Below are 12,094 nucleotides of genomic sequence, written 5' to 3'. Positions count from 1 at the left end.
GTCCAGTCCCGTTCTCTTTTGCGTACGCGCCCCGCGTACGTCCGTCACACCGCCGTACGCGTCGTACGGGCCGTGGGGCGGCGGCCCGCCGCCGCGGCGGCCAGGCGGCCCATCGCCTCGTCCCGGTCGCAGGCGTGGGCGCCCAGGGCCGTCTGCCGGGCGATGATCGACCGTTCCCGGCGCATCAGCCGCCAGCCGCGGCGCAGCAGGAACGGCACGGACTTGCGGCCCTCCCGCAGATCCCGCAGGAAGCGCCGGCGGAACGTCGTCAGCGGCCCCCGGCTCAGGCACAACGCGTCGGCCAGGACGCCCAGTTCGCGGCAGCGCGACACGATCTCGGCGGCGAAGATGCCCTCCGCGAGGAACAGCGGGGTGCGTCCGATGCCGACCGCCTCCTCGCCGGTGCGGGCACTGAGCGCGATGTCGTAGACGGGCACCTGGGTGCGGCCCGACCGGCACAGCTCGGTGATCGCGGCGACGGCGGCGTCCGCGTCCCACGAGCCGGGGTGGTCCCAGTCGATGTCGGAACTCCCCTCCACCAGCGGCAGCGTCGGGTCGGCGCCCTCCTTGTAGAAGTCGTCGAGCCGCAGCACCGGGAGACCGGAGTGGGCGGCGAGGAGGGACTTGCCGGAGCCGGAGGGGCCGCAGAGCAGCACGACTCGCGTCGGTATGGGCGGATGGGAGGTCACGGGACACCAGTGTGAGGCATCGGCGGGCCGCCGTACGAGCCCGCCGGCCGGCTTTGCAGCGCGCGTCACACTCCCACCACGCCACGCGGTGACCTGATCACCCTCCGCGGTGTTGTCACGGTAGTCCGAAGCAACCCGCGGCACCCCGCGGCGACATGAGGTGGCAGCAGCGATGGCCCGACACGTCTCCCCCCACATCCCGAACGCCCGGCGCGCCCTGGTCGTCCTCGCGACCACCGGCGCGGCCCTGGCGGCAGGCGCGGCGACGGCGTCCGCGGACGGCGGTGGGCCGGCCGCCGGCCCGGCGCGGCCCCGGGCCGCCTCGTCGGACCCCGTCGACCCGCAGGCGGGTGTGCGGGCGCTGACCGGCAGTGTCGGCTTCGCCACCGGCCCGGTCGCCGATCTCAGGCCCAACCCGCTGGCCGGTACCGGCGTGGACCCGCTCGACAACGGCGTCGGCACGCAGGTGGCCGACTTCCGGCCGGTGTCCTCGACGGAGCTGACCCGGCCGGTGGCCCAGGCGCAGTCCGTCGGCGCCGTGCCGGCGGTGGGGCGGGTGACCGAGGCGCTGCGCTGAGGGCCGCCGCCCCTGGGACGCGCGGAGCCGCGCCGACCCCGGACGGGGGGAGGGCGCGGCTCGCTCGCGGGTGCCCGGGTGGGGGGCGCCCCGGTGCCTCAGTGCCTCAGTGCCTCAGTACGAGGAACCCGAGGCGCCCAGCGAACCCGTGGGGTGCCAGACCGTCTTGGTCTCCAGGAAGGCCGTCATGCGGTCGATGCCGGGCGTCGCCGACCAGTCGTCCACAGGCTGTGGACGCAGGACGCGCTTCAGGCTGTCCGCCGCCGCGATCTCCAGCTCCTTCGCCAGCGCCTCGTCGGCGCCCGCGAGGTCGATCGCGTTGACGTCCTGATGGGCGGCCAGCGGCGCCGCGATCTCCGCCGTACGGCCGGAGAGGACGTTGACCACGCCGCCGGGGAGGTCGGAGGTCGCCAGGACCTCGCCGAGGGAGAGCGCCGGGAGCGGGGCCTTCTCGCTCGCGATCACGACCGCCGTGTTGCCGGTGGCGACGACCGGGGCGACGACCGAGACCAGGCCCAGGAAGGAGGACTCCTGCGGGGCGAGGACGGCGACGACGCCGGTCGGCTCCGGGGAGGAGAGGTTGAAGAACGGGCCCGCGACCGGGTTCCCGCCGCCGACCACCTGGGCGATCTTGTCGGTCCAGCCCGCGTACCAGACCCAGCGGTCGATCGCGGCGTCGACCTGCGCCGCCGCCTTCGACTTCGACAGGCCCTCGGCGCCGGCGACCTCGGCGACGTACTGGTCGCGCCGGCCCTCCAGCATCTCGGCGATCCGGTACAGGATCTGGCCGCGGTTGTACGCCGTCGCGCCGGACCAGCCGCCGAACGCCTTGCGCGCGGCGACCACCGCGTCCCGGGCGTCCTTGCGGGAGGAGAGCGGGGCGTTCGCCAGCCACGTGCCCTTCGCGTCTGTCACCTCGTACACCCGGCCGCTCTCGGAACGCGGGAACTTCCCGCCCACGTACAGCTTGTAGGTCTTGAACACCGACAGTCGTGCGTCAGACATCGAGGTACGCCTCCAGGCCGTGGCGGCCGCCCTCGCGGCCGAAGCCCGACTCCTTGTAGCCGCCGAACGGCGAGGTCGGGTCGAACTTGTTGAACGTGTTGGACCAGACGACGCCCGCGCGCAGCTTGTTCGCGACGGCCAGGATCCGGGAGCCCTTCTCGGTCCAGATGCCCGCCGACAGGCCGTACTGCGTGTTGTTCGCCTTGGCGACCGCCTCGTCCGGGGTGCGGAAGGTGAGGACCGACAGCACCGGGCCGAAGATCTCGTCGCGGGCGATGGTGTGCGCCTGGGTGACGTGGGTGAAGAGGGTCGGCGCGAACCAGTAGCCGGCCGAGGGCAGTTCGCAGGACGGCGACCAGCGCTCGGCGCCCTCCGCCTCGCCCTGGTCGGCGAGCGCGGTGATCCGGGCGAGCTGCTCGGCGGAGTTGATCGCGCCGATGTCGGTGTTCTTGTCCAGCGGGTCGCCCAGGCGCAGCGTGGACAGGCGGCGCTTGAGGGAGTCCAGCAGCTCGTCGTGGACCGACTCCTGGACGAGGAGGCGCGAGCCCGCGCAGCAGACCTGGCCCTGGTTGAAGAAGATGCCGGTGACGATGCCCTCGACGGCCTGGTCGATCGGGGCGTCGTCGAAGACGATGTTGGCGCCCTTGCCGCCCAGTTCGAGCGTGAGCTTCTTGCGGGTGCCCGCGACCGTGCGCGCGATCTCCTTGCCGACGGCCGTGGAGCCGGTGAAGGCGACCTTGTTCACGTCGGGGTGCGCGGTCAGCGCGGCGCCGGCGCGGCCGTCACCGGTGACGATGTTGACGACACCCCTGGGGAGCCCGGCCTGACGGCAGATGTCCGCGAAGAACAGGGCCGACAGAGGGGTCGTCTCGGCGGGCTTCAGGACCACCGTGTTGCCCGTCGCCAGCGCCGGGGCGATCTTCCACGCCAGCATCAGGAGCGGGAAGTTCCACGGGATGACCTGGCCGGCCACGCCCAGCGGCTTCGGGTCGGCGCCGAAACCGGCGTGGTCGAGCTTGTCGGCCCAGCCCGCGTAGTAGAAGAAGTGCGCTGCGACCAGGGGGAGGTCCGCGTCGCGGGTCTCCCGGATCGGCTTGCCGTTGTCCAGGGTCTCCAGGACGGCCAGCTCACGGCTGCGCTCCTGGATGATCCGGGCGATGCGGAACAGGTACTTGGCGCGCTCGGAGCCGGGCAGCGCCGACCACTTCTCGAAGGCCCTGCGGGCGGCCTTCACCGCACGGTCGACGTCCGCCTCGCCGGCCTCGGCGACCTCGGAGAGGACCTCCTCGGTGGAGGGGGACACGGTCTTGAAGACCTTGCCGTCGGCCGCCTCGGTGAACTCGCCGTCGATGAACAGTCCGTACGACGGGGCGATGTCGACGACCGCGCGCGACTCGGGCGCCGGCGCGTACTCGAATGCAGAGGTCTGCTTTTCCATGGTCATGGGGTCTCAGTCCACCGTCACGTAGTCGGGTCCGGAGTAGCGGCCGGTGGCCAGCTTCTGGCGCTGCATCAGCAGGTCGTTCAGCAGCGAGGAGGCGCCGAAGCGGAACCAGTGGTTGTCCAGCCAGTCCTCGCCCGCCGTCTCGTTGACCAGGACCAGGAACTTGATCGCGTCCTTCGCGGTGCGGATGCCGCCGGCCGGCTTCACGCCGACCTGGACGCCCGTCTGCGCGCGGAAGTCGCGGACCGCCTCCAGCATCAGGAGGGTGTTGGACGGGGTGGCGTTGACGGCGACCTTGCCGGTGGACGTCTTGATGAAGTCGGCGCCCGCCAGCATGCCGAGCCAGCTCGCGCGGCGGATGTTGTCGTACGTCGACAGCTCGCCGGTCTCGAAGATGACCTTCAGGCGGGCGGACGTCCCGCAGGCCTCCTTCACGGCGACGATCTCGTCGTACACCTTCAGGTAGTTCCCCGCGAGGAAGGCCCCGCGGTCGATGACCATGTCGACCTCGTCGGCGCCCGCCGCGACGGCCTCGCGGACGTCGGCCAGCTTGACGGCCAGCGAGGCGCGGCCCGCCGGGAACGCCGTGGCGACCGAGGCGACCTTGACGCCCGAGCCGGCGACGGCCTCCTTGGCGACGGGCACCATGTCGGGATAGACGCAGACGGCCGCCGTGGCGGGGCTCGTCCGGTCCGTCGGATCGGGGCGGACCGCCTTGGCGCCGAGCGCCCGGACCTTGCCCGGGGTGTCCGCGCCTTCCAGCGTCGTCAGGTCGACCATGGAGATGGCCAGGTCGAGCGCGTACGCCTTCGCGGTGGTCTTGATGGAACGGGTGCCGAGCGAGGCGGCGCGCGCCTCCAGGCCGACCGCGTCGACGCCGGGCAGCCCGTGGAGGAAGCGGCGCAGCGTGCTGTCGGACGCGGTGACGTCCGTGAGTCCGTGGGAGGACGCAGCGGATGCAACGGGTGCAGCGGATGCAGTGGTGGGCATGGTCACCAGACGAGCATATCTACGCGCGTAGCGGCTGTACAGTCCCCGGCGCCCGTCCCGCCCGCCCGCACCGCGGCCGGGGGTCGCCCGGGCCGCCGACCGGCACCGCGGCCGAGGGGCGCACGGGACGTCGGGCACAATCTGCACCATGACGACCCCGGAGCCCCAGTCACCCGCGCCCCAGCCACCGGAACCCGCGTCCAAGGACCGGGTCTACCGCTCGCTCGGGGGCATCGTCGGCGGCGTCCTGCTGCTCGCCCTCGTCTTCTGGCTCGGCATCGACGCGGTGGTCTCGGGCGAGGGGAACACCCCGTGGACGGCACTCGCCCTGATGCTGCTCGTCGTGCCGCTCGGCGCCGCCTTCACGGTGCGGCCCGCCGTCTTCGCCAACGAGGAGCGGCTGCGCGTCCGCAACCCGCTCCGCGTCGTCGTACTGCCCTGGGACCAGGTCGCCTCGCTGCGGTCGGGCTACTCCAACGAGGTCGTGGCCCGGTCCGGCACCAAGTACCAGCTGTGGGCCATCCCCGTCTCGCTGCGGGCCCGCAAGAAGGCGGCCCAGCGGGAGGACCGGCGCCAGGCCGGGGACACCCGCGGGCGCGGCGGCCTCGGCGGGCTGACCGGCGGCCGCGGCGGTCCCGGGGCCCTGCCGGACGGGCCGGTGCGGTCGGAGGGCGACCAGGCGATGGACGAGTTGCGCGCACTGCTCGATGCGCGTGAGGCCCGGGCCTCGGAGCCGGCCGGCGCCGCCCGGGACGAGTCCGGTGCCGCCCGGGACGAGGCCGGTGCCGCCCGGGACGAGGCCGGTGCCGCGCAGGGCGGGGTCGGCGTCCGCTGGGCCTACGAGATCATCGCGCCGACGGTGGCCGGGGCCGTGCTGCTGGCGGTGCTGCTGGCCGTGGGGTGAGGCCGGTCGGCCACGGGTCGGCCCCGGTACCGGCCTGAACGCCGGACCCCGGCCTTCCTGCCGCGCCTGCGCCTCCACCGGCCTCGGTCTCGGCCTCGGCCTCGGTGAAGCACCCGACGGGGTGCCCCCGGGTGGGGGCACCCCGTCGAGTGCGTGGTGCGCGGGGAGGTTCGTCAGATGCCCGCCGCTGCCGAGAGGTCCCGCTTCAGTGCCGTCAGCAGCTCCGTCGCCTTCGCGCGGGCCGCGGGGAGGCCGGCGTGCCCGGCGACCGGGACGACGACCTCCAGGTAGCACTTCAGCTTGGGTTCCGTGCCGCTCGGGCGGACGATCACCCGGGCGCCGTCGAGCGTGTAGCGCAGGCCGTCCGTGGGAGGGAGCGTGTCCGTGCCCCGGGTGAGGTCCTCGGCCTTCGTGACCTCGAGACCGGCGAGCCGGGCGGGCGGCTGCTCGCGCAGGCGCCGCATCGCCGCGGCGATCAGGGAGAGGTCCTCGACGCGGACCGAGAGCTGGTCGGTGGCGTGCAGCCCGTGCTCGACGGCGAGGTCGTCGAGGAGGTCGAGGAGGGTGCGGCCCGCGGCGGAGCCGCTGTCGGACGCGGTCGCCTTGAGAACGGAGGCCAGTTCCGTGATCAGCAGCGCCGCGGTGATGCCGTCCTTGTCGCGGACGCCGTCGGGGTCGACGCAGTAGCCGAGGGCCTCCTCGTAGCCGTAGCGGATGTTCTCCACGCGGGCGATCCACTTGAAGCCGGTGAGGGTCTCCTCGTACGGCAGGCCCGCCTTCTCCGCGATACGGCCGAGGAGGGAGGAGGAGACGATCGACTCGGCGAACGTGCCGTGCGCTCCGCGGGAGACCAGGTGGGCGGCGAGGAGCGCGCCGACCTCGTCGCCGCGGAGCATGCGCCAGTCGGTGCCGTCGTGGACCGCGACGGCACAGCGGTCGGCGTCCGGGTCGTTGGCGATGACCAGGTCGGGTCCGGTCTCGCGGGCCTTGGCGAAGGCCAGGTCCATCGCGCCGGGCTCTTCCGGGTTGGGGAAGGCGACGGTCGGGAAGTCCGGGTCGGGCTCGGCCTGCTCGGCGACGAGGTCGGGGGCGGGGAAGCCGGCGCGGGCGAAGGCCGCGAGGAGGGTCTCCGTGCCGACGCCGTGCATCGCCGTGTAGACGGTGCGGGCGGTGCGCGGGGAGCCGGGGGCCAGGACGGCGTCCGTGCGGGCGAGGTAGGCGTCCAGGACGGAGTCGTCCAGGGTCTGCCAGCCGGACTCGGGGCGGGGGACGTCGTGCAGGGAGCGCACGGCGTCGATCTCCGCGGCGATGCCGGCGTCGGCGGGGGGCACGATCTGGGAGCCGTCGCCGAGGTAGACCTTGTAGCCGTTGTCGCGGGGCGGGTTGTGGCTGGCGGTGACCTCGACGCCGGCGACCGCGCCCAGGTGCCGGATGGCGAAGGCGAGGACGGGGGTGGGGAGGGGGCGGGGGAGGACGGCGGCGCGCAGGCCGGCGCCGGTCATGACGGCGGCGGTGTCGCGGGCGAAGTCGGCGGACTTGTGGCGGGCGTCGTAGCCGATGACGACGAGGCCGGCCGTGTCGTCCCCGTGGGGGGTGCCCTGCTTCTTGAGGTACGCGGCGAGGCCGGCGGCGGCCCGGATGACGACGGCGCGGTTCATGCGCATCGGGCCGGCGCCCAGTTCGCCCCGCAGGCCCGCGGTGCCGAACTGGAGGGTGCCGGCGAAGCGGGCGGTGAGCTCGGCGTGGTCCTCGGCGTCGATGAGCCCGGCGAGCTCCGCGCGGGTGTCCGGGTCGGGGTCCTCGGCCAGCCATGCCCTGGCCCGTGCGAGGAGGTCGTCGTGCACGTCGGTCAGCCCTTCGTGTCGTGTGGTCGGTGGGTCGTGCGGGATGCCTGCGGCGGCCCGCGCGGGGTCGGTGGGGGTGCGCGTAGCGCGGTGCGTGGTCTGTGGGTCGGGGCCGGGCCGGGGGGTGTCCGTCCTCGGAACGGCGCGGAATCGGTCGGCCACGGAAGTGGTCGGCGTTGACGCGCCAACCGCTGCGGGCGGACACCCCCCGACCCGTCCCCTTCCCGCCGTACGCGGCTGTCGGCCGTCCCGCTCCGCCCTCCCGCTACGCCGTCCCGGCTGCGGGCCGTCGCGCCTCCCCCAGTGCCTGAACGGCCTGGGAGGTGCCCCCAGGGCGGCACGGGTGGGCGGTGGGGGAGGCACCCCGGCAGCGCCGGGCCACGCGGACCCACCCCCGGTCAGCCATCGCGCCGGGGGCGGCGCGTCACGAGACCGGGCGCGGCGACCCGTACCCCGGGTTACAGCCGGCCCAGCACCCGCGTCAGCAGCGCGCCCATCCGCGTCGCCGAGTCGCGGCCCGCCTGGAGGACCTCCTCGTGGTTGAGGGGCTCGCCCGTCATGCCCGCCGCCAGGTTGGTCACCAGCGAGATGCCCAGCACCTCCGCGCCGGCCTCGCGGGCGGCGATCGCCTCCAGGACCGTCGACATGCCGACCAGGTCGGCGCCGATGACGCGCGCCATGCGGATCTCCGCCGGCGTCTCGTAGTGCGGGCCGGGGAACTGGGCGTAGACGCCCTCCTCCAGCGTGGGGTCGACCTCCTTGCACAGGGCGCGCAGGCGCGGCGAGTAGAGGTCGGTCAGGTCCACGAAGTTCGCGCCGACGATCGGGGAGGTCGCGGTGAGGTTGATGTGGTCGCTGATCAGGACCGGCTGGCCGGGGCGCATGCCCTCGCGGAGGCCGCCGCAGCCGTTGGTCAGGATGATCGTCTTGGCGCCGGCGGCGACGGCCGTGCGGACGCCGTGGGAGACGGCGGCGACGCCGTGGCCCTCGTAGTAGTGGGTGCGGCCCAGGAAGACCAGCGCGCGCTTGTCGCCGATGGAGTACGAGCGGATCCTGCCGCCGTGCCCCTGCACTGCGGGCTTGGGGAAGCCCGGCAGGTCGGTGACCTGGAGATCGGCCTCGGGGTCGCCCAGGGCGTCCACGGCCGGTGCCCAGCCGGAGCCCATCACGAGGGCTACGTCGTGGGTCTCGGCGCCGGTGAGTTCGCGCAGGCGGGCCGCGGCGGCGTCGGCGGCGGCGTAGGGGTCGCCCTGGATGTCGTCCGGAAGAAGAGATGCGTTCACGCCGATGAGGGTAGCCGCTTTACGCCTACGCGCGTAGATGACGGAGCTCACGGGATCGTGATTGTTGCTTTGTTGTTTCTGACGAAGCCGTCGCTCAGCAGGGGCGCTTGCGCAGCTCCATGACGTAGTCGTGGGGCGCGCCCGCCGATTCCGCCGCGTCGGCCACCTCGCCCAGGTACCGGGCGGAGGGCAGGCCGCCCTCGTAGGCGTTCAGGACGTACGTCCAGGCGCCCTCCTCGCCGTCCAGGGTGTGGACGCGGACGCGCATGCGGCGGTATATGTCCAGGCCCACGCCCTCCCAGCGGTCGAGCGAGTCCTCGTCCATCGGGGCGACGTCGTACAGGGCCACGAAGACCTGGGAGACCGGGTCCTCGACCAGGGTCGCCAGCGCGCCCTCCCAGCCCATGTGCTCGCCCCCGAAGGTCAGCCGCCACCCGTTCAGCCAGCCGGTGGCGCGCAGCGGCGAGTGAGGGGCGCGGCGGGTCATCAACCGCGCGTCGAGGTTGCCGGCGTATGCGGCGTAGAGCGACATGGGGAGAGCGTACGGCAGGCGTCCCGCGAGTCGCTCTCGTCACAGACGTGCCCCCGGGCGGCCCCTCGTTGAGCGGTGCGGGACAATGGAGTACGTGACTCGGATCGTGATCATCGGTGGCGGACCCGGCGGATACGAAGCGGCGCTCGTGGCCGCACAGCTCGGCGCGGAGGTGACCGTCGTCGACTGCGACGGCCTGGGCGGGGCGTCGGTGCTGACCGACTGCGTGCCGTCCAAGACCCTCATCGCCACGGCCGAGGTGATGACCACCTTCGACTCCTCGTACGAGGAGCTGGGGATCATCGTCGCCGACGACACCCCGCCCATGGAGCAGGCAGCCCGCGTGGTCGGCGTGGACCTGGGCAAGGTCAACCGGCGCGTGAAGCGGCTCGCGCTCGCCCAGTCGCACGACATCACCGCCTCCGTGACGCGCGCCGGTGCGCGGGTGATGCGCGGGCGCGGCCGGCTGGAGGGCATGCAGGCACTCGACGGGTCGCGCAAGGTCGTGGTGCGGGCCGCCGACGGGAGCGAGGAGACGCTGACCGCGGACGCGGTGCTCATCGCGACCGGCGGGCACCCGCGGGAGCTGCCCGACGCGCGCCCCGACGGTGAGCGGATCCTCAACTGGACCCAGGTCTACGACCTGGAGGAGCTGCCGGAAGAGCTCATCGTCGTCGGATCCGGTGTCACCGGTGCCGAGTTCGCCGGTGCCTACCAGGCGCTGGGGTCCAAGGTGACCCTCGTGTCGTCGCGCGACCGCGTGCTGCCCGGCGAGGACCCGGACGCCGCCGCCGTCCTGGAGGACGTGTTCCGGCGCCGCGGCATGAACGTCATGGCGCGGTCGCGGGCCCAGTCCGCCAAGCGGGTCGGGGACCGGGTGGAGGTGACGCTGGCCGACGGGCGCGTCATCACCGGGTCGCACTGCCTGATGGCCGTCGGCGCCATCCCCAACACCGAGGGCATGGGTCTGGAGGAGGCCGGGGTCAAGCTCAAGGACTCCGGGCACATCCGCACCGACCGGGTCTCGCGCACCTCGGCTCCCGGCGTCTACGCCGCCGGCGACGTCACCGGCGTGTTCGCCCTCGCCTCGGTGGCCGCGATGCAGGGCCGCATCGCCATGTACCACTTCCTCGGCGACGCGGTCACCCCGCTCAACCTCAAGACCGTCTCCGCCAACGTCTTCACCGACCCCGAGATCGCCACGGTCGGCTACTCGCAGGCCGAAGTCGACGCCGGCAAGATCGACGCCCGCGTGGTGAAGCTGCCGCTGCTGCGCAACCCGCGCGCCAAGATGCAGGGCATCCGGGACGGCTTCGTCAAGATCTTCTGCCGGCCGGGCACCGAGATCGTGGTCGGCGGCGTGGTCGTGGCACCGCGCGCCTCGGAGCTCATCCACCCCATCTCCATCGCGGTCGACAACAACCTGACGGTCGAGCAGATCGCCAACGCCTTCACCGTCTACCCCTCGCTCTCGGGATCGATCGCCGAGGTCGCGCGGCAACTGCACACCCGGAAGGCCAACGGAGAGGGCTAGGGCCTGTCGTTTGGATCATGCCGACCCGAGCGGGACGCGCCGTCCGTCCCAGCCGGCCTGATCCAAACGACAGACCCTGGGCGGCCGGAATTTACTCCCCGCCGGTCACGGGGAGTCGCGGATCCTGCGGGTGGCATAGGCGGCCGGAGTAGGCGTGTATACCACTCCTGTCCCTACGGTGCGAACAACTTCTGTTATTCGGCGCATACTGCTGAAAGCAGACGGTCGTTGGGGTTACTGTCAGTTTCGTGTTCGCTGCAGAACGTCGCCAATTGATCCTCGAAATGGTGCGAGCGAACGGGGCCGTGTCGCTCCGTGAGCTCGCCCGCGTCGTCCAGACCTCCGAAGTGACCGTACGGCGGGACGTGCGCGCACTGGAGGCAGAAGGACTCCTCGACCGCCGGCACGGCGGTGCGGTACTGCCGGGCGGATTCACGCGAGAATCCGGCTTTCCGCAGAAGTCCCATCTCGCGACCGCCGAGAAGACGGCCATCGCCGACCTCGCCGCGGGCCTCGTCGAAGAGGGCGAGGCCATCGTGGTGGGGGCCGGGACCACGACCCAGGAGCTGGCGCGCCGGCTCGCGCGGGTGCCCGGGCTGACCGTCGTCACCAACTCGCTCCTGGTCGCCCAGGCCCTCGCCCACGCCAACCGGGTCGAGGTCGTGATGACCGGCGGCACCCTGCGGGGATCCAACTACGCCCTGGTCGGCAGCGGTGCCGAGCAGTCCCTCCAGGGGTTGCGGGTGTCCAGGGCCTTCCTGTCCGGGAGCGGCCTGACCGCGGAGCGGGGCCTGTCCACGTCCAACATGCTGTCGGCGTCCGTCGACCGCGCGCTGGTGCAGGCCGCGGGCGAGGTCGTCGTCCTCGCCGACCACTCCAAGCTGGGCACGGACACCATGTTCCAGACCGTGCCGACGGAGCTCATCACCCGCCTGGTGACGGACGAGCCGCCCGGCCACGACGACCGTGCGGCCACCGAGCTCCAGGCCCTGGCCGACCAGGGCGTGCAGATCGCCGTGGCCGGGGCGTCGGGGGGTGTGGGCGGCGCGGGAAACCCCCAGGCCGCCGGGGCTGACACCGCCCCGGCGCGTCAGCAGCGCCGGGACGTGCCGCTGCCCGGGCCGCGCCGTCAGGTCCCCGGCGCGGGGCCGGCGCTGCGCACGGCCGCGGCACTCGGCGAGCAGAGCACCGGGACCGAACGGGCCCGGGTCGCGGACCTGCGCCGGCGCTGAGGGCCCCCACGGTCCGTCGCGTCCCCGTGAACGGCGGGGCGCCCGGCGGACCGTGCTAGA

The 12,094-nt window shown here is 73.3% G+C and carries 11 protein-coding genes; 4 read left to right on the top strand and 7 right to left on the bottom strand.

Going from position 1 to position 12,094, the window contains the following annotated elements; genetic code table 11:
* Nucleotides 1-44: 44 nt before the first annotated feature.
* The gene (locus ACFWJB_RS25070; RefSeq protein WP_385471661.1) at nt 45-758 is read right to left on the bottom strand and encodes a uridine kinase; all 714 of its coding nucleotides are present in this window, start codon (nt 756-758) and stop codon (nt 45-47) included.
* 103 nt (nt 759-861) lie between these two features.
* On the opposite strand from ACFWJB_RS25070, the gene ACFWJB_RS25065 reads away from it, so the two are divergent.
* On the top strand, nt 862-1,266 hold the full coding sequence (locus ACFWJB_RS25065) for a hypothetical protein (RefSeq protein WP_386924989.1): 405 nt from the start codon (nt 862-864) through the stop codon (nt 1,264-1,266).
* A 114-nt stretch (nt 1,267-1,380) separates the two neighbouring features.
* Here ACFWJB_RS25065 and ACFWJB_RS25060 read toward each other — a convergent pair whose 3' ends face one another.
* Genes ACFWJB_RS25060 through deoC form a run of 3 tightly spaced genes read right to left on the bottom strand, consistent with a single transcriptional unit; the run spans nt 1,381 to nt 4,705 of the window.
* The gene (locus ACFWJB_RS25060) at nt 1,381-2,271 is read right to left on the bottom strand and encodes an aldehyde dehydrogenase family protein (RefSeq protein WP_385471666.1); all 891 of its coding nucleotides are present in this window, start codon (nt 2,269-2,271) and stop codon (nt 1,381-1,383) included.
* Nucleotides 2,264-3,709 (bottom strand): aldehyde dehydrogenase family protein, encoded by a 1,446-nt coding sequence (locus tag ACFWJB_RS25055; protein ID WP_385471674.1) that lies wholly within the window; start codon nt 3,707-3,709, stop codon nt 2,264-2,266. The genes ACFWJB_RS25060 and ACFWJB_RS25055 overlap by 8 nt, the downstream gene beginning before the upstream one ends.
* A gap of 12 nt (nt 3,710-3,721) precedes the next feature.
* A complete protein-coding gene (deoC, locus tag ACFWJB_RS25050; RefSeq protein ID WP_385471677.1) occupies nt 3,722-4,705 on the bottom strand; it encodes a deoxyribose-phosphate aldolase in 984 nt (327 codons plus the stop codon).
* A 148-nt stretch (nt 4,706-4,853) separates the two neighbouring features.
* Here deoC and ACFWJB_RS25045 point away from each other — a divergent pair, with 148 nt between their 5' ends.
* A complete protein-coding gene (locus tag ACFWJB_RS25045) occupies nt 4,854-5,609 on the top strand; it encodes a PH domain-containing protein (RefSeq protein ID WP_386924987.1) in 756 nt (251 codons plus the stop codon).
* A 173-nt stretch (nt 5,610-5,782) separates the two neighbouring features.
* Here ACFWJB_RS25045 and ACFWJB_RS25040 read toward each other — a convergent pair whose 3' ends face one another.
* The 3 genes from ACFWJB_RS25040 to ACFWJB_RS25030 form a co-directional block, all read right to left on the bottom strand.
* Nucleotides 5,783-7,453: a phospho-sugar mutase gene (locus tag ACFWJB_RS25040; RefSeq protein ID WP_386924985.1), complete on the bottom strand. Its 1,671-nt coding sequence runs from the start codon at nt 7,451-7,453 to the stop codon at nt 5,783-5,785.
* Between the two features lie 458 nt (nt 7,454-7,911).
* Nucleotides 7,912-8,736, bottom strand: coding sequence for a purine-nucleoside phosphorylase (locus tag ACFWJB_RS25035; protein ID WP_386924983.1), 825 nt, complete (start codon nt 8,734-8,736; stop codon nt 7,912-7,914).
* A 94-nt stretch (nt 8,737-8,830) separates the two neighbouring features.
* On the bottom strand, nt 8,831-9,268 hold the full coding sequence (locus ACFWJB_RS25030; protein ID WP_385472350.1) for a gamma-glutamylcyclotransferase: 438 nt from the start codon (nt 9,266-9,268) through the stop codon (nt 8,831-8,833).
* Between the two features lie 85 nt (nt 9,269-9,353).
* On the opposite strand from ACFWJB_RS25030, the gene ACFWJB_RS25025 reads away from it, so the two are divergent.
* Both ACFWJB_RS25025 and ACFWJB_RS25020 read left to right on the top strand, forming a co-directional pair.
* Nucleotides 9,354-10,802 (top strand): NAD(P)H-quinone dehydrogenase, encoded by a 1,449-nt coding sequence (locus ACFWJB_RS25025; protein WP_385472353.1) that lies wholly within the window; start codon nt 9,354-9,356, stop codon nt 10,800-10,802.
* 248 nt (nt 10,803-11,050) lie between these two features.
* On the top strand, nt 11,051-12,034 hold the full coding sequence (locus ACFWJB_RS25020; RefSeq protein WP_385473650.1) for a DeoR/GlpR family DNA-binding transcription regulator: 984 nt from the start codon (nt 11,051-11,053) through the stop codon (nt 12,032-12,034).
* Nucleotides 12,035-12,094 lie beyond the last annotated feature (60 nt).

Origin of the sequence: Streptomyces sp. NPDC127100 (assembly GCF_042724095.1) — a bacterium.
Lineage (GTDB): Bacteria > Actinomycetota > Actinomycetes > Streptomycetales > Streptomycetaceae > Streptomyces.
This window is presented reverse-complemented; position numbering and strand designations above follow the sequence as displayed.

Bases quoted from the DNA above. Each gene is read 5' to 3' on its own strand.
- ACFWJB_RS25060 (WP_385471666.1), bottom strand. From the start codon at position 2,271: ATGTCTGACGCACGACTGTCGGTGTTCAAGACCTACAAGCTGTACGTG.
- deoC (WP_385471677.1), bottom strand. From the start codon at position 4,705: ATGCCCACCACTGCATCCGCTGCACCCGTTGCATCCGCTGCGTCCTCC.
- ACFWJB_RS25045 (WP_386924987.1), top strand. From the start codon at position 4,854: ATGACGACCCCGGAGCCCCAGTCACCCGCGCCCCAGCCACCGGAACCC.
- ACFWJB_RS25065 (WP_386924989.1), top strand. From the start codon at position 862: ATGGCCCGACACGTCTCCCCCCACATCCCGAACGCCCGGCGCGCCCTG.
- ACFWJB_RS25025 (WP_385472353.1), top strand. From the start codon at position 9,354: ATGGAGTACGTGACTCGGATCGTGATCATCGGTGGCGGACCCGGCGGA.
- ACFWJB_RS25055 (WP_385471674.1), bottom strand. From the start codon at position 3,709: ATGGAAAAGCAGACCTCTGCATTCGAGTACGCGCCGGCGCCCGAGTCG.
- ACFWJB_RS25030 (WP_385472350.1), bottom strand. From the start codon at position 9,268: ATGTCGCTCTACGCCGCATACGCCGGCAACCTCGACGCGCGGTTGATG.